Below are 17,706 nucleotides of genomic sequence, written 5' to 3' on the forward strand. Positions count from 1 at the left end.
GGTTCAAAAAATTGACATTTGGTTTGAAATAACACAATCTTTTGATTTAAAGCAATAAAATTATTTGTGGTACGAATATTGAAGTGACGAATAAAGTAAAGCGTCAGCATTGTTCCAAAGATGAATGACTGGAAGCAGGGGTAAAGGTGCTTATCGAGAAGCTCCCCTTTGTTTATTGGTGTATATTATTGATATTGAACGGTTTAATTTAGTTGCGCTTTTTCCGGTAAAATTAAACTGTCAATAGGTTGTGATTAATAAAGGCAAGTTGTGGCCAAGAGACAAGCTTACTATTAGTCGCCTGTCGTATATGGTCTGCATCGCCAAAACCAGTTTTGCTGACATTTCAAAAACTGAAAAGTACGGGTCATGTACACTGGTGAACATAGCTGCATGGAAATTGACGTTTGATTTAAAGCAATAAACATTTTGGTGGTAATGGGGTTGAGATGACGAATAAAGTAAAACGTCAGCATTTTTCCAAAGAAGAATGGCTGGAAGCAGGATTAAAGGAGCTGGCCGAGCAAGGGGTGGAAAAGCTCACAATAAATAGCCTCTCGCGTAAAGTCGGTGTCGCCAAAACCAGTTTCTACTGGCATTTTAAAGACCGGCAAGACCTGCTGGACCATATGCTTGAGTACTGGGCTTCGGAGTTCACCTTTGTGGTGTCGGAAAACCCGCAACTGCCGCAGCTTGAACCGGCGCAACGTTTACAAATTATTCTTAATACTGTTATCGAACAAAAACTGCTGAAATATGAGCTGGCAATCTGTGCCTGGGCCAGCCATGATGAGTCGGCAAAGGCGATGTTCGATAGTATTTATTGCCGACGGATGGCAGTGATCCGTAGGGCTTTTGCCGATGCCGGTTTTGATGAGGACGAGCAGGAAACACGTGCTCAGGCCTTTCTCTGCTACCAGGCCTGCGGCGGGGTGATGCAGGGTGATCCTCATTCACATAAGAGAACAGCTGAAAAATTGATTCACACATTGTTCAAAAAGCAACCTCATGCGACTGCTATCAATTAAATGGGGCCTGTTGTAAAAAATGGTTCATTACATCAGAGCTTGTAACTGTATGTTTCTCAATATTTAATTGAAAGCCGCGGCAACATACGCGGTTTTTTGCCTGTAACGCGCGAAGTCCAATACGGCATTGTTATACCACTTCTTACATTTGTTACATTAAGTTATCTAATATTCAGCACGGATTCAATATTCCCAAGTTATGCTTATGCCAATGGTTTAATGCTAAACCACTGCTAATTATGTGTACTTATTATTTATTCCTTTAGCTGAGCAAGATGCTCAGCTTTTTTTTGCCTGTAATCTAACAAAACATGTTGATTTGGTTTACGGATGTTATGTCGAATTATGTGGTTCTACGGTACAACTGATACAACAACTATTGGTTACAATTACAAGAAAAGAAATAACCAGTTAGTACATGGTACTCGCGAGAAAGAAGGCAATGATCTTAGCGGAAGGACGTAGTCAGGTATATGGTGCCAATGACACGGATATTTTTCATCGTCAGTGCCTTCAGTGCCAAAGTAGCCAGCCTGACATTGATTGCTAGCTCATCACAAACGGAGGGAAAATTATGTCAAAAAAACTGATAATGGGCATGATGGTAGCATACTCGGCCAACAGCCTCGCCATGCCCGATTGCCGGGAAATCGTCGATGAACATGAGAGACTAGCCTGTTACGATAGTTCTCTAAACAGGCAGCAAGCACCGGCAGACTTTAATCTTGACGCAATGAGCATGCCCGAGATTGTCCGCTACTTTGACGAACGAGAGCTATTTCGATTGTCACCTCACCAGCCAAATTACATACTTCCTGTCTCCTATAATGATAACCCCAATGAGGCAATTTGGCAGCAAATCAAACCCGGTGCCGAGATCAATCATACGGAGGTCAAATTCCAAATCAGCGGCAAGCTCAAGCTTTGGGATGACCTGTATAATAACAACTGGGATCTCTGGTTTGGCTATACGCAAACCGCCTGGTGGCAGCTATACAACTCAGACGAGTCAGCCCCCTTTCGTGAGACCAACTACAGTCCCGAGATGTTTACAAGCTATTACTCCAATATTAATATCCTGGGATTTACCTTGTTACAGACGGATCTAGGATTTATTCACCAATCCAATGGGCGGGCAGAGCAGCTATCTCGCAGCTGGAATCGCATCTATGCTAATTTTGAACTCGGTAAAGACAACTTCCGGTTGTCACTCACACCCTGGTATCGCATTCCGGAAGACGAGAGTGATGATGATAACCCTGATATTGAAAAATATCTCGGTTACGGTGAAGTCAGACTGAGCTACAAGAACGACCAGCATCTCTACAGCTTACTGTTGCGTAATAACTTGCGCAGCAGTGATAACAAGGGAGGTGTGGAATTCAGCTGGGCCTTCCCTATTCATGGCGGACTAAAAGGCTATTTTCAGTATTTCAACGGTTACGGTGAAAGCCTGATAGATTACAACCACAATGTGAATCGAGCGAGTTTGGGAATACTTATCTACGACTGGTTGTGACGGTTACCAAGCAAACCAGAATATGACAGCTCTAAATTGGGGCTTTATTGCAGTACTAAAGCTACTTGGTCTTTTGATATGGTTAAACGACTCGGTAGCTATTGGGTATCCTGAGCTGAGTGAACAATATAAGATAGAACAACCAAGGGTTGTGTCACAAAGTTTATATTGAACCGCGATTACAGTCCAATAATAGTAAACTGTTTTATGATGCCTTATTGGCGGGGCAGGGCATCGCGTTGCTCCCTGATTTTGTCGTTGCCGATGCTCTTGCTGGTGGTCATTTAGTGCCCATATTAGCTGCTTTTGACACGGCAATTCTCAATCTCTATTCCCTCCGGCCCAAAGACCATATGGCCTCGCACCGACTGAAGCTGCTGCATGATTTTTTGCATCAGCATTTGAATAGTTGTGAATAATGTGGAAGTTCAAATTTACCGTCAGGCCTGGTCGTCAATTCGTGAGTTGTAGTTTTGCTTGTTATTTGAGCGTTTCAACACCCCCCCCCCTGATTTGAGGGCGGAAATTAAATCAGTAGTATTCGGATATCTTCAGGTTCGCTAATAATCGACGAGTGTTGTTCATCTAGCAATGCTTGGCACTTAAAGCGGCCCTCCCAGAAATGACCGGTACATTTATCTTCTTTATTTGCCTGTGTGGCGATATCTAAATTGAGTTCACGCTTAAACCAGCAGAGGTTAGCGACTCTAGAACGCCACTCGTCGATGATGGTTTTGCAGGCGTTGAATTCGGCGTCGCTTTTGGTATCACCAGTCAGCAACCGCTGGATCAGTACCGGTTTGTTATGAAGGGTACACAAGCGTTCAATGACTTCCTGATCTGTTAACGCTTGTGCTTTCTCTTTATCAATATGCACTACCAGGTGGTAGTGGTTACTCATTACGGAGTAGGCACAAATATCAATGCAATAGATACTGCTGAGTTGTTTGATCTTCGCTTCAATCCACTCGCGACGGTGTTCAAAAGACGTTTCTGTTGCTTCATCGTAGCCACAGAGAAAGGTGCGCCGCACACAGCGTGAAACACAGTGGTAGTAGTGCGTTGATTCTAAGCATATTTGTTGTTTTCTGGCGGTGGTCATGAGTCAATCCTTGCTGGTGGAATAATGACCATAGTTCATATATCAGACTTTAAAAGGGGCAGAGGATCAGATTGGGATTGGTGTTGCTATGCAGTGAAACTAACAGGATTGATGGTTTCTTAAGTATGCCTGTCCTCTTTCTTATTTCTTATCTTCAACATCATTCTGTAACGGAATTATTCGACCTATCGGTAGAAGAGATAGTTAAAATTGATGGGTTCGCACGACTTAGCGCAGAAGCAATTGTAGAAGGTTTGTCAAATATTAAGGAAGAGTTCTTCAAGGTCTACAAACTCGACTTTAACTTGGCTATTACACCCAAAGAATCAGAGAATAAGATGTCTTCTTCATCTATAGCTGGTGCAGTAATTGTATTTACTGGCACTATGCTTCAAGGTTCTAGAAGTGATATGGAAAAGCATGCTAAGTCCTTAGGGGCTAAAGTTGGAAAATCAGTGACAGGTAAAACAACTTATCTAGTAGCCGGAGAAAAAGTTGGTGAAACTAAGATAAATGGAGCTAGAGAAAAAGGTGTCAAGGTGCTTTCGGAGCAAGAGTATCTTGACTTGATACATTAAAGTGTACTGACTGATACACGATCTGAAATTTTGGCAGGTACAACTCAACTTGGCCTGCCTTTTCCAACTTACTTATGACCCAAACCGAGTTAGAGTCTCGACTCATTTATACTCTGTTAATACCGATTTACCCTAATTATATTCATGTCTAGCAGAGTCAAGGATGAGTGAATGATTATTCAAAAAGGCCGCATCAGCGGCCTTACATGAAATGAAAGGTGCTCAATAATGGTCATGTGCTGCTCGGGTCAAGGCTGGGAGGCCAATTAGATCACAGCCGATCCACTCAATCAAATTTTGTTAACAAAATACGATCCCGCCCTGACCCAAAAGGAGGTGTAAGCCAGAAGCGCTGTTAAAAGCGGTAACCAAGTCCCAGGTTGATTATATGACAATGCGCTTCACTGCTTCCCTTAACGACATAAGGCCCGACGGACTGGTTGACGGTCACGTCACCAAGATCCAGATATTGATAGCTCAAATCAAGACTCCAGTTCTTTTCGGTCGGCGCATAGCCCACACCAAAGGCATAGCGTACCTGGCGATCCAGTGGCGGATCCACCTTATGGTCTTTTGTCGCCACCGGCGACTCATCATAACTGATGCCGGCCTTAAGGCTAAGCGCTTCGCTCTGCTGGTAGGCAACGCCAACAGCGCCTCCCCAGGTATTGCGCCAGTTTCTGTCGATCACACCCGTCGTATCACCCACGGTCAAGATATTTTCCTCCATTCTCGACCACTCATTCCATTTAATATCCGCCAGCAGTGACAGGCGCTCAGACAGTTGGTGATCGATACTGAACGACAGCAGATTTGGCATATTAAAGCCAGTCAAACCGGCATCGGTTGTTACCTCTTGGCCGTCCAGAACCATGTTGTTATCACCACTTAACTCAAAATCCGCACCAGAAAGATAACGCAAGCCCATCCGAGTAGTATCTGTCGGCAGATACATCACACCTAATTGCCAATACGGCTGAAAATCTTCGAGTTCAAAGGAGTTTGTCGAGTTGGGTGCATCGTTAGCCGGCACTTCACTATCCACCTCCCAGGACATATAAGCCACTCCCACTGACGCGCCCAGAGACCAGCTATCATTGATGCGGTGCCCCACTGCGGCAGATAAACCTACAATCTTAACATCTGCCGAGTTGACAAAATTGGAGCCAACCCAATCAGAACCAAAGTCTGCTTCACCACCGGACATGGGGGCAAAGGAGATGCCATAAGCCAGGTTGTCGTTAATAGACGAGGCATAGAACAGTGAAGGAATAGCCGTTAGTCCACTACCCGAGTAGTCAATATCCCGAGCTCGCGCATCAGCGTCGGGGCCAGTGGAACCTTCATCGTAAAAGTGCAGCGAGTCCTCAAGTACAGTGACACCCGTGTATAACTCTCTGCCTTGGAATAACCCCAGACCGGCGGGATTATTGTAAGAAGCGGTGGCCCCGGTATCTGTGGCATGGCCCGCGCCTGCGGTTGCTGTATACTTAGTAACCGCAACCATGGTGTGGATACCACCACCAGCCTGTGCAAATAAAGGAGCCAGTAGTAACGCCCCTCCTGCCAAGTAACAAGATAAGCTATGACGACTCATTAAATGACACTTCGTGATTTCTAAACTGTGCACTGCTAAATTATTTAATTTCATTTTGTTTTTCTTTTATCAATGGGTTTATTTATTAGCCGGGGCGATAAACAGGCCCCATGTACCGGCACCGATTTTAAACAGGTTGCGACGGGATTTATTTACATCTTCTCCATCAGTAATATCCTTAATTTCAATCTCTTGCTGATTATCCAGGTGGGGTGTTTTTTTCTAGATCATTACTTAATTCTTTATCCACAGGGCAAAGCCACATGGCGAGTAAGGATATGATATGGAAAGAAACCAATCGGATAAATAAAGCCATTGTTCACATACTATTACCAATAAGGAGGACAATACTAAATGGGTAGCCATCGGGACGTTTAGGATGCCACGGAAAAATGACCCAGATCATAATAAATAGTTACAAACAGTGGTGAGAGCGGTTCGTTTGTCAAAAAGTTAACCTATGACCGCCGAAAGGCATGACCTTAGATTTTTGAACAAAAGTGTGCACGAGATCTTATTAGTGTGTTGGGCTCTTACTTTAGTGCCTCAAGGCAGCTAAATGCCATTATTTTGAGGTGACAGCGGCAAGCCAAACAGCTTGTTGTAACGCATAAAGTGAATAAAGGCCTGGGTTGTAGACGGGCAGCTTCTCGGGTAGATGGCGTAAGTCGGAACCACATGTGCAAACTTGCCGTCAAACAGGACAACCAAGCGCCCTTGTGCGACATATTGTCGGCATAGAAAGTTCGGGGAGCCAGGCAATGCCGTAATCGTTCAGTGCCATATTCATGGCTACTTCCATCCCAGTCCCAGATGCATTTTGCCTTTCACTCTTCGATGACTTTATTCGACAATATTTTTCAGATGATTAATTGAAAGGATCTCAATAAGGCTCAGCATGTGGCCGTTATTCCAAAACTCAACGTTAATGAAAATCATAACCTACCACCCCTGTTTGCGACTAAAACGTTTATTAACTGCTTAAGATTCAGTGATAACCACCTTGATACGGAGGATCCCAAAAGGGACAAGTGAAGATACGGATTCTTAGGTTATCAGGAAACAATCTAAGGTGTTTGAGCAAAATGCAATCACTAATCGCCTGTATAGGAATGTGACAATTCTGGTGAGCTTAAATGATATTTAATTGGAAAGAGAGATTGGTGCCACATCGTTTAATTTACATGATTGTAACATTTGGCGTTTGTATTTTTCATGGCTTGTCTCAGATCAATTTTAGAGCGGGGGTGCTTAGTATGATGGTTGTTATCTAACCAATAGACGCTCTACGCAAGGTGTAAAATGAACAACATGAAACAACCTTTGTTGTCTCGTCGAAAATTTCTTAAGGCCAGCGGAACAGTTACTGCGGCAGTTCCATTTATAACGTCAAGTGTGGTCTCTGCAAAAGAAAGTGGCAACGCAATCCCTTCAACTAGTATCGAAGAAAAAATAGTTCAGACATGCAGTACCTTTGACTGTGGCGGCAAATGTGACATTCGAGCTCACATTCAGGATGATAGGCTCGTACGCATTAGTACGATACCTGACGATGACGTTGATGAAGAAATGCCTCTTATGCGTGCCTGCGTTCGTGGCAGAAGTTATCGTAAATTTATCAACCACCCGGATCGTCTGAAATATCCAATGAAGAGAGTAGGGAAGCGAGGTGAAGGTAAGTTTAAACGTATAAGTTGGGACGAAGCCACTACTCTGATCGCGAGCAATATCAAACGTATTACTGAGGAATATGGTCCAGATAGTCGTTATTTGGTCGAAGGCTCTGGCGTAGCTTTTGGTGCGTTAAATGGCCATGCAATGGCCAAACGACTAATGAACCTTACTGGTGGATATTTACCTGCTCACGGTGGCCCGTCTCATATCAATGCCCTTATTGGTACATTACACAGCTACGGTGGAATGCCACTGGCTGCTAGTTCTTTGGAAACCTTACATGACTCAGAGTTGATTATTTTGTGGGGGCACAACCCAGCGGAAACCATATATGGCAACTCTAACCATTTCTTCCAGCAGCTCAAGCGTGACGGGAAGCGTATTGTAGTCGTCGATCCGAGATTTAGTGATACAGTAGCGGCTTATGCTGATCAGTGGATACCACTTCGTCCAACATCGGACAGCGCTCTAATTGAAGCCATGCTGTATGTCATTGTCACAGAAAACCTGCATAACCAAGCATTTATAGACAAATATACTCACGGTTTTACCGAAGACTCTCTACCTGAAGGCGTGCCAAAAGGTGAGTCTATGATGGCATATCTGATGGGAGAAAAAGATGGCGTTAAAAAGACACCGGAGTGGGCAGAATCAATCACAGGTGTAGAAGCTGGTGTTATTCGTCAGTTAGCAAGAGATTATGCGACTGCGAAACCTGCCGCTCTGATTATGGGGTTAGGACCTAGCCGTCACTACCGAGGTGAGCACGTTACCCGCAGTACCGTATTGCTACCTGCTATTACTGGAAACATTGGTGTGAGTGGCGGATGGGCCGGGGCCTTAATCATGCCAGCAAGCTTCCGTTTTCCTGCTCATACCGATTCACTTGAAAATCCCATTAAACATGCGATGTCGTTTACCACATTAACGGAGGCGATAGCGTCACCGGAAAAAGTAACCTCAGAAACGGGTCTTCAAGGCGCAGAAAAACTGAATACGCCAGTGAAAATGATCTTCAGTTTGGCTAGTAACTATTTAGCAAACCAGAACCAGAACGTAAACCGAGCGGTTAAAGCACTTGAAGACGATTCTTTATGTGAATTTATCGTAGTTAGCGATCTGTATATGACCCCATCCGCGAAGTATGCTGATCTGGTATTGCCGGAAACTTCATTTGCAGAACGTTGGAATGTTGCGTTTCCATGGGTTTTTGGAGACTACGCAAAAATATCCAAACCAGTTGTCAGGCGAGAGTTTGAACGTCGTACAGACTATGAATGGTTAGCGGAAGTAGCAGACAAATTGGGCGTTGGTGAGAAGTTCACTGAAGGCAGAAATGAAGAAGAGTGGGTTCGCCATTTCTGGGAAACGTACCGAGGTATGTATCCGGATGAAAAACTACCGGACTGGAATACTATGGTAGAAAAAGGCACTCATCTTATTAAAAGTAAGATCAATACCGTTGCCTATCAGGCGCAAATCGAAGACCCCAAAAATAATCCATTTCCAACGCGCTCAGGAAAGATAGAGATTTTTTCCAAATCGCTATTTGACATGAAAAATGCCGAAATTCCAGCACTTTCTCACTATCAACCTTCTCTTGAAAGCTTTGCAGACGAGAGTATGGTCAAGCAGTTTCCGCTTCAACTAATAACGTGGAAGCCGATCAACCGGGCTAACTCAACTTTCTATAACAATCCGTGGTTGCAAGAAGTAAAACGTCAGGAGCTTTGGATTAATCCTATCGATGCGCAAGCTCGCGGAATTGAACACGAACAGACGGTCCATGTGTTTAATGAGCGCGGTACCGTTGAAATTCCTGCGAAAATTACACCGCGGATTATGCCTGGTGTTGTGGGTTTAGCAAATGGTGCTTGGCGTGATGTAGATAAAAATGGTGTAGATAAGGGTGGTTGTGCCAATACCTTGTCGGGGCATCTTCAGTCGCCGATTGGTAAAGGCAATTCGCACAAGACCATGTTAGTTGAGGTGAAAAGCGTATGAGTTCAAGTACAAACAACAAACACTCATTCTTCGGTGAGAAAATTCCTTTCGTTGAGTACGAACCTGTTAGTGATGAGCAGCTCGGCTTCTTCATCGATTCATCACTATGCTCGGGCTGTAAGGCCTGTCAGGTAGCCTGTAAAGATAAGAACAACTTAGAAGTGGGGCGGCGTTTTCGACGCGTTTACGAAGTTTCAGGCGGAGGATTCGAGAAAACCCCAACTGGTGCGTACAAGAACAATGTATTTGCGTATACATTGTCGATCTCATGCAATCATTGTGACGACCCTATCTGTACTAAGAACTGTCCGACTCAGGCGATGCATAAACGCCCGGGGGATGGCATTGTGCGCGTAAATACTGATCGCTGTGTTGGATGCGGTTATTGCTCTTGGTCGTGTCCATACGGTGCACCGCAAATGGATCCAGAAGCTGGACAAATGAGCAAGTGCGATATGTGTATAGACAGACTTGCGGAAGGAAAAATGCCGGTATGTGTTGAGACCTGTCCGCTTCACGCCATTAAGTTCGGAAAAATTAGCGAACTTCGAGCCAAATATGGTCAATTAAGTGAAGTAAAAGGAATGCCTTCAGCATCGATTACTAAGCCCAATTTGGTGATTAAACCAAATAAAGGTGCGATTAAGGAGAACAACAATGAATGAGTTAAGCCTGATCATTTTTTCAATACTGCTTCAGTCGGCAGTTGGCTTTAGCATTATGTTTTTTTTGTATCGGAGAACCATATTAGCCGATGTTAAGGGTGATTTTCTGACATGGACGATGTTTGGTATAGCGGCAACAGCCGCTGTCGGATTGTTGATTTCTTCAACTCATATGAACTATCCATTGAATGCACCTTATGCGCTCACCAATTTTTGGACGTCATGGCTGAGTCGTGAAGCGATCTTTGCACCAGCATTTATTGGCCTTGTTGGGATATTGTTTTTAATGAGCTGGTCCAAGAGAGTAATAAATTCGCACATACTTGGTATTGCCGCTGTAGCAGGGGCTTTTGATGTATTTTGTTTGGCGAATATTTACCGCTCGTCGTCGATTCTAACCTGGAGCACTAACTACAGTATTGCACTTCATGTTGGTGGTATGCTGCTGCTTGGTTCTTTAGTTGCTATTGTGTATTTATCACGTCTCAGCCAAACGCAGAGTAAGGTTATCACTCAACTGTTGCTAATGATCCTCGTGATAATGGTCATTAGAGCCATCACTCAAGTCGATTTACTCACAAATCTAGACGTTCGTCAGGCTGCGCAGGGTCTCATGTTTCCCTGGGACTCCGTCAGCGCCTTCTACCATTATTTTCCAATCCTACTGGCAGGTTGGATTTTTGGGATAGTCGGAGCTGTATTGATTGTGTTCTACCTGATTCACGACGGATACCCTCGTACTAAAAAAACGTTTTTTTCACCTGTGCTGGTTGCGATTATTGGAATGGTTACACTGTACGAATTGCTGTGTCGTGTGCACTTTTACTTGTTCAATATTTAACAGAGGCGAGGTTGGATGCGTTTGCTTGCAAAGACTGCGTTAGAGTTTGTCGAGAAACGTGAATTACCACATATAGATATGACAGACTGTGCCGATGAGCAGTTCTCGATGATTTCTTGTAGTGCTTGCGAGAATGTGTGTCCGACAAATGCTATTAGCAATCACCGAATTGATGCTGATAAGTGTATTAGTTGCGGAACCTGCCTTCTAGTCTGTAAATCAGGTGCAATCAAAGGGGTGACTATGCCAGTCCGTGATCTTCGAGATAGCTGGCTTTGTGTTACCCCTGGCATGGTCCTTAGTTCTGGGGAGTTGATACTTTGGGTGAAACAGAAGCAAATTAAAGGTTTGCTTTGTGAAGGAGATAACCCTGAGCATGTAACATCCTTACAGCAGCTCCTTGAACGGGTAAATCGAGCGTTGCCTAAGAGTTGTGAGCCATTAACAATTAAGTTCGAGCACCAAGTTAGTCTCAATAAACGCCGACTTTTAACAAGATTAGGTGTGGTAGGAGCCCAATCGCAAAAAAAAGAAAAATCAACAAACGGTAGCGGCCAATTAGCAGCAACAGCACTTGAATCTCACACTTATGAAGTATTGATAGATACAGAAGCCTGTAACAGTTGCCTTACGTGTACCAGAGTGTGTAAACAAGGTGCGCTGTCTTTGACCAGGAGTGACGAGAAAGCCTCTCTTGTAATAGACTCATCACGCTGTAACAACTGCAAGCACTGTTTGGCAGCTTGTTTGCCACAAGCACTTACTGTTAACCGAGGAGAGAAGTCGAACACCAGTACATTAAAATTATATTCCCTTACTTGTGAGCATTGTCTAAATTCATTTTACTCTCAAGATCAATCACAAAAACAATGCTTTATTTGCACTAATGCTAGAAGCGATCGCATGAAAGAGTAATGCAATCAATTATTACCGGAGAAGATAATGAAAGAGTCTTTATTCGATCCCATTCCACACTCGTTAAATACGCTGGCGTTACTTTACCGTTACGCACCGGGAAGTGATGAGTTTGGTGCCGTGGCCAATTACTTTGCTTCTGATAGCTGGCATAAAACTTGGGTGGATATTGAAAATATTCCAAGTTATCAATTGCAAGAACGTGATAAGGTTTTGAACAAGCTTAAAACATTATCACTGTCAGATTGGAAACAGTACTTTGGGTTGGAGTATTCACTTCCCGTTCCTCCATGGGGAGCTGTCTATATGGATCCTGAACAGGCGATGAATACCGAAACGACGATAGCGGTTGAGAAATTCTTAGCACGATATCAAATTGAACTAAATACTGGTGCTCAGGAACCGGTAGACCACATTGGTTTGATGCTGATGATAATGGCTCACTTAGCTCATGTAGATAATTATCCTTTGTTAGAAGAGTTTTACCGTAGCCATATGGCACCATGGGTGTATATCTATTTGAGCAAACTGCAAGAACTTCCGTTACCGGATGTAATAGATAGTTTTGTGAAGCTTACTGAATGGACACTTTCTATTATCTTTAACGAATCGTTGTCATCTAATTAGAATGTCTTTTCTCAGTTTTGTACAAGTTCTCATTTCAATACAATGTTGGCTTAACATCAGGGCAAGAGCATGAGTTACCAGCTTGTTAACTTAACCTTTGATGGCCAATATTCATACTTGCGTCCTGACTATTTGATAATGTAGTTAAGCAAATAAGTTAACGAAGAAATCTGGAGGGGGCTATCTTTATTTACCCTGATAGCACTGAAACAACGTTGATAATAGAAAAGCAAAATGAAATTAAATAATCTAGCAGTGCACATTTTATTTTTGTTGCAGAATGGAAATGCAACTGGTTATGAATTAACTCGGTCTATGTCAAAAAGCCACGTATGGCGTTCATCTCATCAACAGGTATATCGTGAACTGGTCAAGCTGAATAAATTGGGGCTGGTTACGTTCACAACCGTCCTGCAAGAAGGCAAGCCAAACCGTAAACCGTATTCAATCACGGCTGCTGGTCACGCTGCTATTGAGGCTGCAAAAGACACGACTCCGATCATTTCTCCGGTTCACAGTATCCACACGGTTATGATTAAATCTGGCAACAAAAAATATTTTGAAACACTCGCTGAGCAACTGACTGCAGCGATATTATTGATTAAAACAAAAATGATAAAAGAGGATTGCCCTGTTGAGCATCTATGCATGTTCCGCGAGATTTATCATCATACCACTGAACTGGACTATTGCGCTGACGTGATAAAGCATCTTGCCAAAAAGTAGCTTAAATGGAAAAAATGATACTGTAATTTGTGGTTACAATATGGGAGTAATATGAAAAAAATCTCGAGGCTCTAAATTGAAATTTATTAACGTAGAATAAAACAATTTAAATTCGCCCATAGAGAACACCACTGGAAGCCAATTTAGGTGTATAGCGATTTCAAAAGAGAACCACTTTTCTATCAATCGCCATCCTTGAACTTTACTCCCAGTGGTGTTCTGAATGGTTAAATAATTAATAAAATTGGCATAACTCGTAATAATCGCTCAAAAATAATTCGCGATCTCATCCTGAGATTAACATTTAATAAATATGGACTATCGTTCAGGTATGGAAGCTGTATTCGCTAGAAGAATAACGAGTATAATGGGATATTAGCTTACATTTCGAGTAGCGTGACGTGGATCATTTGGATAAGAATTGTAATGTACTAGTTGGAAGCAACCTTTTAATTCAGCTGGTAAAAGTGATGGAAAAGGAAGGTTTTGACCTTAACGACTTGTTCACGGAGTCCGAATTAGACAGGGAGGCATTAGAAGCAAAACCTGAAATGATTCCAATAAAGTTGTATTTCTGCTGTGTTGAAAAGTGTTTAGCAGCAACAGAAATTGAACATTTTGGAATCATTTGTGGGGAGGGGTTCAATTTACTTTCTCCCGGAATACTCAGCTATGTGATTCACTTTTCGAGAGATTTTATTCAAGCATTAGACAATTTGCTGAGGTATTGGCCTTTAGAGGGGCCATTTAAAGGGAAAATTCACTTAGGGAGTGAAGTTAGCTTTGAACTGTTTGATATTCCTGCGACTAGTGATGTTTTAAAACGTTTTTTTGCTGAATCTATGCTTTTGTGTCTGGCTAATCTATTGAGCTTAAACTGGTCAAAGAAAAAATTATTGAAAAAAGTCTGTTTCAAGTTTGATGCTTCCCATAACGCTGCAACTTATGAAAAAGCGTTTCAATGTCCGGTTGAGTTTAATCAAACATCGAATCAACTATTTTTTCGAGATTCTGCATTAAAACTTGTTCAAACACACTATAATCCGGAGCTTTACAAAGTGGTTGAAAAACAGTGTGTACAACAGCTATCTCTATTAAAAACAAAAGAGAATACCACTGGGAATATATATAAAATACTATTTAAGTATAGTGGTGAATTGCCCAATCTAGAGCAAATCGCCTCCATGTTTGGTACGAGCTCTGCCACGCTAAAAAGATGGCTAGTTGAAGAAAATACGACTTACAGAGAAATCGTTACTTCTTATCGCATTGAACAAACATCTCGACTGCTAACAGAAACTGATATCGCTATTCAGGGAATTGCGAGCATTGCTGGTTACAAGAGTCCAACTAACTTTAGTCGCGCCTTTACAAATAGAATGCATGTCTCCCCTAGCCAATATAGAAAGCAATATAAAGTCGATAAAAAAAATAAAGCCTGAACTATGGTTCGGGCTTCAATCGTCTTCACATTAAGTTTTTTGACCAAATAGTTATTAACTGATGGAGTTAGCTGCACTATTGTAAGCGCTCCATGATCACCACATTCAAATAGCCCTTCAACGTGTATATCATCATATTTCCCTTAATGAACCGGAGATATGGTGAATGTCGAAACGTCGGAATGGCAAGCGCTGATCCTCGAGTATGAAAACAGCACGCTCACCCTCAAAGAGTTTTTACCGTCAACATCGACTGGCCACTTCCACCCTTTTAGCTAAGTGCAGCTTGATTAAGCGAGCCGGTGATAATGTCGAGCAGCTTTGTTCGGGCGCAAGTCGTTGAGAGCACCACCGAGTATCATTTTGCCAGACCTAAGTTGGCTAACATGACGTTGTCGTTTAACGAGATCGAGTTGAGTATCCCTCAGGGCATGTTGCCCGAGTACCTTGTAAAAACTACGGAGATAGCTGCAGTCATGATAATCCCGCCGGCCATTTATCTCTACCGTCACTTTGTCGACTTCCGCAAATCCATCAACGGACTGGCTGCGTAGGTTGAAAGCTAAACGACATTGGCATTGTACTCCGGTGCGCTATCATGCTCTGCAACAAAATCTAACTCTGATCCCCATTCCATGAGAGGTTATGTCATCACATAAATCTTCAATTTAAAGTGTTAACACTATCACAAAAGACGCAGAAAACACCGCTTTCACGACGACTGGTGCTCTGTCATGGTTAGGCTGTTTTTTTGTGTAATATCAAACTTGCCACTTAAAAACCACTTCTTTTAATGATCGAAATCATTTTACGACGCCCAGTCATCACCATCCAAACCAAACGCCCGGAATATTATTTCATTAGATGAACATAGTCTAATACCATTTAGTGACACTTTCCTGGCAGTTTTTAGGTCTATTATCCCACTCACAATCTAATGGCCCGGCGCATATCACGCGACGAGCCATTTTTAGTTTTGATTGCTGACCTGGAAGAGCCATGACTACAAAAAATATTTCTCAGAATGATACCGCCAATGAGCAGCTTGGCGCAGACTTAGATAATCCGGCCCGCCGAACGTTTTTCAAACGTGCGGCAGTCGGAGGGGGCGCCGCATTAGTGGCAGGCATAGGCAGCTATGCCGCAGGCAAAGGGTCCGTTCAAGGGCAAGAAGATCCCAACTGGCCTGAAGTTACCGATGATTTCAAGCCCTTTGCGCAACGTAACACAGTGTGGTCTTATGCGATAAGTCCACTGATGATGATGAAACACCCCGAACGCAATGAGCAATTTGGCCGTTTAAACAAAGACAATCCCCACTATAACTTCCAGTTGCAGGTGCCTGGATATGAATTCAAAGGCTGGGACAATACCCGCCCGGGTTTTACCCAACTGGATAATGCCCTCCAACATTCATCTTGGTTCCCCCCTTACACGACAGAGCTGCACTTGGCCGCCATTGGTGTGCCTAATAGCCGTATATACTCGTGGGATCAGTCCGATGTAGAGCACGAACAGTATCAATTCGGCTCAGAAAAAGAAGCTTCTGATGCGATCCGTTCTGCTGCCCGTTTGTATGGTGCGGTGCGCTGTGGTATTGCTCGTCGCGATACACGCTGGGATTATAACCCTATCTATGATGCCGGTGTAACCCCTGAAATGCTGGAGACGATGGAGAAACAAGGGGTAAACAAGATTCGCGATCAGAAACAAGTGGCCGGAGCGATGAAGACGGCGATGGAGCACTTCAAAGTTCAGGACCGAGAGTTGAGCTGGGAGCATGATTTTCCTTTTGTGCCCAAGACCGTCATCGTCATGGCCGTGCCTATGGATTACGACAATCTGGCAACGGCACCGAGTAAAACCTGTGCAGGTACGGCCGGTGATGGTTATACCAAAATGGCGACGCTGGCCTCAAGTATGGCCAAATTTATCAGAGGACTTGGTTTTCAAGCGGTGGCCTGCGGAAATGACCTAGGAAATTCAGTTGCTTATGGCATCGCGGCCGGTCTGGGCGAAGGCGGGCGTAACAACCAGTTGATCGTACCAGGTTATGGCCCTCGCGTACGTCTGTGCAAAGTGTACACCGATATGGATTTTATCGAGTACGACGGCCCACACAGCTGGGGGATCACCGATTTTTGTAAGAGCTGTAAAAAGTGCGGCGACGCATGCCCTAGCGGCGCCATTGACATGGCCGATGACACCCACTTTAACTTCGAGGGAGAGCATTCAGAACAACCAGGCTACTCATGGTCCAACCACGAAGGGATTAAGAAGTTTCATACCGATGCCAAAAAGTGTTTGGACTACTGGTTCGAAAGTGATACTGACTGCGGTGCCTGCTCCGCCTCCTGTACCTTCAACGAACCGGACTATTGGCACCATTGGTTCATCATGGCGATTAACCCATACACACCAAAAATTATTCACAGCATGATGGCAGAACTTCACCCGGCCTTCGGTTACGGTTCGACCCAGAACCCGGAAAAAGTGAAGAAATTCTGGAAAACAGGTGAAGGCATGCGGGTCAACTCAAGCAACCGCAATGTGTTTGGTGCGGTAGGCAAGGCATAAAGGAGCGCAAATATGGAATTAATACAGTGGTTTTCTATGGGTATCCTGTTCACTTTATCGGTGCTGGGGCTGGCGTATCTTTCTCTTAAAGTGAAGCTTCCCTGGTACGGCTGGGGAATAATGATCACAGGCTGTTTGGCTATCTTGTTCGGTATCGGCTGGGCCGGCGCCTCTTTCTTTGAAGGCGTCGCTCAATCTGGTTCGATGGGGCTGATGTTCTTCAGCATACCTGGTTTGTTGATGATCATTCTGGCCTGGCGTAAGTTCGTGCCGAAAGGCGCAATGTTGTAAACACCTATATACCCAAGTAACTCAAGCACCTTGAAATCACTTGGGTATAGAACCATAAAAATGTAATCAGCGTTGGCGGTGATCCCTCCAACGCTGATTTGTTTAACACAGTAACTCGGA

At 43.7% G+C, this 17,706-nt stretch carries 17 protein-coding genes and 1 pseudogene; 14 read left to right on the forward strand and 4 right to left on the reverse strand.

Annotated elements, in window-relative coordinates; genetic code table 11:
- Nucleotides 1-449 precede the first annotated feature (449 nt).
- The 3 genes from L4D76_RS20575 (at nt 450) to L4D76_RS20585 (ending at nt 2,966) form a co-directional block, all read left to right on the forward strand.
- Nucleotides 450-1,028: a TetR/AcrR family transcriptional regulator gene (locus tag L4D76_RS20575; RefSeq protein WP_428442749.1), complete on the forward strand. Its 579-nt coding sequence runs from the start codon at nt 450-452 to the stop codon at nt 1,026-1,028.
- A 574-nt stretch (nt 1,029-1,602) separates the two neighbouring features.
- Nucleotides 1,603-2,547, forward strand: coding sequence for a phospholipase A (locus tag L4D76_RS20580; RefSeq protein WP_428442750.1), 945 nt, complete (start codon nt 1,603-1,605; stop codon nt 2,545-2,547).
- Nucleotides 2,548-2,696: 149 nt separating this feature from the next.
- Entirely contained in the window at nt 2,697-2,966 is a 270-nt protein-coding gene (locus L4D76_RS20585) for a LysR substrate-binding domain-containing protein (protein WP_428442751.1), read from the forward strand.
- 107 nt (nt 2,967-3,073) lie between these two features.
- On the opposite strand, the gene L4D76_RS20590 is transcribed toward L4D76_RS20585, so the two are convergent.
- Complete coding sequence (locus tag L4D76_RS20590) at nt 3,074-3,649, reverse strand: hypothetical protein (RefSeq protein WP_428442752.1); 576 nt, start codon at nt 3,647-3,649, stop codon at nt 3,074-3,076.
- A gap of 125 nt (nt 3,650-3,774) precedes the next feature.
- On the opposite strand from L4D76_RS20590, the gene L4D76_RS20595 reads away from it, so the two are divergent.
- Nucleotides 3,775-4,227 (forward strand): BRCT domain-containing protein, encoded by a 453-nt coding sequence (locus L4D76_RS20595; RefSeq protein WP_428442753.1) that lies wholly within the window; start codon nt 3,775-3,777, stop codon nt 4,225-4,227.
- A gap of 355 nt (nt 4,228-4,582) precedes the next feature.
- On the opposite strand, the gene L4D76_RS20600 is transcribed toward L4D76_RS20595, so the two are convergent.
- The 3 genes and pseudogenes from L4D76_RS20600 to L4D76_RS20610 form a co-directional block, all read right to left on the reverse strand.
- Complete coding sequence (locus L4D76_RS20600) at nt 4,583-5,878, reverse strand: OmpP1/FadL family transporter (protein ID WP_428442754.1); 1,296 nt, start codon at nt 5,876-5,878, stop codon at nt 4,583-4,585.
- Nucleotides 5,879-6,379: 501 nt separating this feature from the next.
- The gene (locus tag L4D76_RS20605) at nt 6,380-6,586 is read right to left on the reverse strand and encodes a type 2 periplasmic-binding domain-containing protein (RefSeq protein ID WP_428442755.1); all 207 of its coding nucleotides are present in this window, start codon (nt 6,584-6,586) and stop codon (nt 6,380-6,382) included.
- Nucleotides 6,587-6,670: 84 nt separating this feature from the next.
- A pseudogene (locus L4D76_RS20610) lies at nt 6,671-6,754 on the reverse strand (IS6 family transposase); the annotation flags it as partial.
- 372 nt (nt 6,755-7,126) lie between these two features.
- Between L4D76_RS20610 and L4D76_RS20615 the strand changes: the two are divergent.
- The 10 genes from L4D76_RS20615 (at nt 7,127) to L4D76_RS20660 (ending at nt 17,586) form a co-directional block, all read left to right on the forward strand.
- Nucleotides 7,127-9,502, forward strand: a complete 2,376-nt coding sequence (locus L4D76_RS20615; RefSeq protein ID WP_428442756.1) for a DMSO/selenate family reductase complex A subunit — start codon at nt 7,127-7,129, stop codon at nt 9,500-9,502.
- Complete coding sequence (locus tag L4D76_RS20620) at nt 9,499-10,167, forward strand: DMSO/selenate family reductase complex B subunit (protein ID WP_428442757.1); 669 nt, start codon at nt 9,499-9,501, stop codon at nt 10,165-10,167. The genes L4D76_RS20615 and L4D76_RS20620 overlap by 4 nt, the downstream gene beginning before the upstream one ends.
- Nucleotides 10,160-11,008 (forward strand): dimethyl sulfoxide reductase anchor subunit family protein, encoded by an 849-nt coding sequence (locus tag L4D76_RS20625; RefSeq protein ID WP_428442758.1) that lies wholly within the window; start codon nt 10,160-10,162, stop codon nt 11,006-11,008. The genes L4D76_RS20620 and L4D76_RS20625 overlap by 8 nt, the downstream gene beginning before the upstream one ends.
- A gap of 15 nt (nt 11,009-11,023) precedes the next feature.
- Complete coding sequence (locus tag L4D76_RS20630; protein WP_428442759.1) at nt 11,024-11,923, forward strand: 4Fe-4S binding protein; 900 nt, start codon at nt 11,024-11,026, stop codon at nt 11,921-11,923.
- A 27-nt stretch (nt 11,924-11,950) separates the two neighbouring features.
- Nucleotides 11,951-12,550 (forward strand): molecular chaperone TorD family protein, encoded by a 600-nt coding sequence (locus L4D76_RS20635; protein ID WP_428442760.1) that lies wholly within the window; start codon nt 11,951-11,953, stop codon nt 12,548-12,550.
- Between the two features lie 234 nt (nt 12,551-12,784).
- On the forward strand, nt 12,785-13,276 hold the full coding sequence (locus L4D76_RS20640; protein ID WP_428442761.1) for a PadR family transcriptional regulator: 492 nt from the start codon (nt 12,785-12,787) through the stop codon (nt 13,274-13,276).
- A 470-nt stretch (nt 13,277-13,746) separates the two neighbouring features.
- Nucleotides 13,747-14,718, forward strand: coding sequence for an AraC family transcriptional regulator (locus tag L4D76_RS20645; RefSeq protein WP_428442762.1), 972 nt, complete (start codon nt 13,747-13,749; stop codon nt 14,716-14,718).
- 302 nt (nt 14,719-15,020) lie between these two features.
- Nucleotides 15,021-15,272 (forward strand): hypothetical protein, encoded by a 252-nt coding sequence (locus L4D76_RS20650; RefSeq protein ID WP_428442763.1) that lies wholly within the window; start codon nt 15,021-15,023, stop codon nt 15,270-15,272.
- Nucleotides 15,273-15,717: 445 nt separating this feature from the next.
- Nucleotides 15,718-17,295 carry a reductive dehalogenase gene (locus L4D76_RS20655; RefSeq protein ID WP_428442764.1) on the forward strand — a complete coding sequence of 526 codons (1,578 nt, stop codon included), beginning with the start codon at nt 15,718-15,720 and terminating at the stop codon, nt 17,293-17,295.
- Between the two features lie 12 nt (nt 17,296-17,307).
- Nucleotides 17,308-17,586, forward strand: a complete 279-nt coding sequence (locus L4D76_RS20660; protein WP_428442765.1) for a hypothetical protein — start codon at nt 17,308-17,310, stop codon at nt 17,584-17,586.
- Nucleotides 17,587-17,706: the final 120 nt, after the last annotated feature.

The organism is Photobacterium sagamiensis (genome assembly GCF_050337085.1).
Lineage (GTDB): Bacteria > Pseudomonadota > Gammaproteobacteria > Enterobacterales > Vibrionaceae > Photobacterium > Photobacterium sagamiensis.

Bases quoted from the DNA above. Each gene is read 5' to 3' on its own strand.
- L4D76_RS20620 (WP_428442757.1), top strand. From the start codon at position 9,499: ATGAGTTCAAGTACAAACAACAAACACTCATTCTTCGGTGAGAAAATT.
- L4D76_RS20625 (WP_428442758.1), top strand. From the start codon at position 10,160: ATGAATGAGTTAAGCCTGATCATTTTTTCAATACTGCTTCAGTCGGCA.
- L4D76_RS20645 (WP_428442762.1), top strand. From the start codon at position 13,747: ATGGAAAAGGAAGGTTTTGACCTTAACGACTTGTTCACGGAGTCCGAA.
- L4D76_RS20635 (WP_428442760.1), top strand. From the start codon at position 11,951: ATGAAAGAGTCTTTATTCGATCCCATTCCACACTCGTTAAATACGCTG.
- L4D76_RS20575 (WP_428442749.1), top strand. From the start codon at position 450: ATGACGAATAAAGTAAAACGTCAGCATTTTTCCAAAGAAGAATGGCTG.
- L4D76_RS20590 (WP_428442752.1), bottom strand. From the start codon at position 3,649: ATGACCACCGCCAGAAAACAACAAATATGCTTAGAATCAACGCACTAC.
- L4D76_RS20630 (WP_428442759.1), top strand. From the start codon at position 11,024: ATGCGTTTGCTTGCAAAGACTGCGTTAGAGTTTGTCGAGAAACGTGAA.
- L4D76_RS20640 (WP_428442761.1), top strand. From the start codon at position 12,785: ATGAAATTAAATAATCTAGCAGTGCACATTTTATTTTTGTTGCAGAAT.
- L4D76_RS20615 (WP_428442756.1), top strand. From the start codon at position 7,127: ATGAACAACATGAAACAACCTTTGTTGTCTCGTCGAAAATTTCTTAAG.
- L4D76_RS20655 (WP_428442764.1), top strand. From the start codon at position 15,718: ATGACTACAAAAAATATTTCTCAGAATGATACCGCCAATGAGCAGCTT.
- L4D76_RS20595 (WP_428442753.1), top strand. From the start codon at position 3,775: ATGCCTGTCCTCTTTCTTATTTCTTATCTTCAACATCATTCTGTAACG.
- L4D76_RS20600 (WP_428442754.1), bottom strand. From the start codon at position 5,878: ATGAAATTAAATAATTTAGCAGTGCACAGTTTAGAAATCACGAAGTGT.
- L4D76_RS20660 (WP_428442765.1), top strand. From the start codon at position 17,308: ATGGAATTAATACAGTGGTTTTCTATGGGTATCCTGTTCACTTTATCG.
- L4D76_RS20580 (WP_428442750.1), top strand. From the start codon at position 1,603: ATGTCAAAAAAACTGATAATGGGCATGATGGTAGCATACTCGGCCAAC.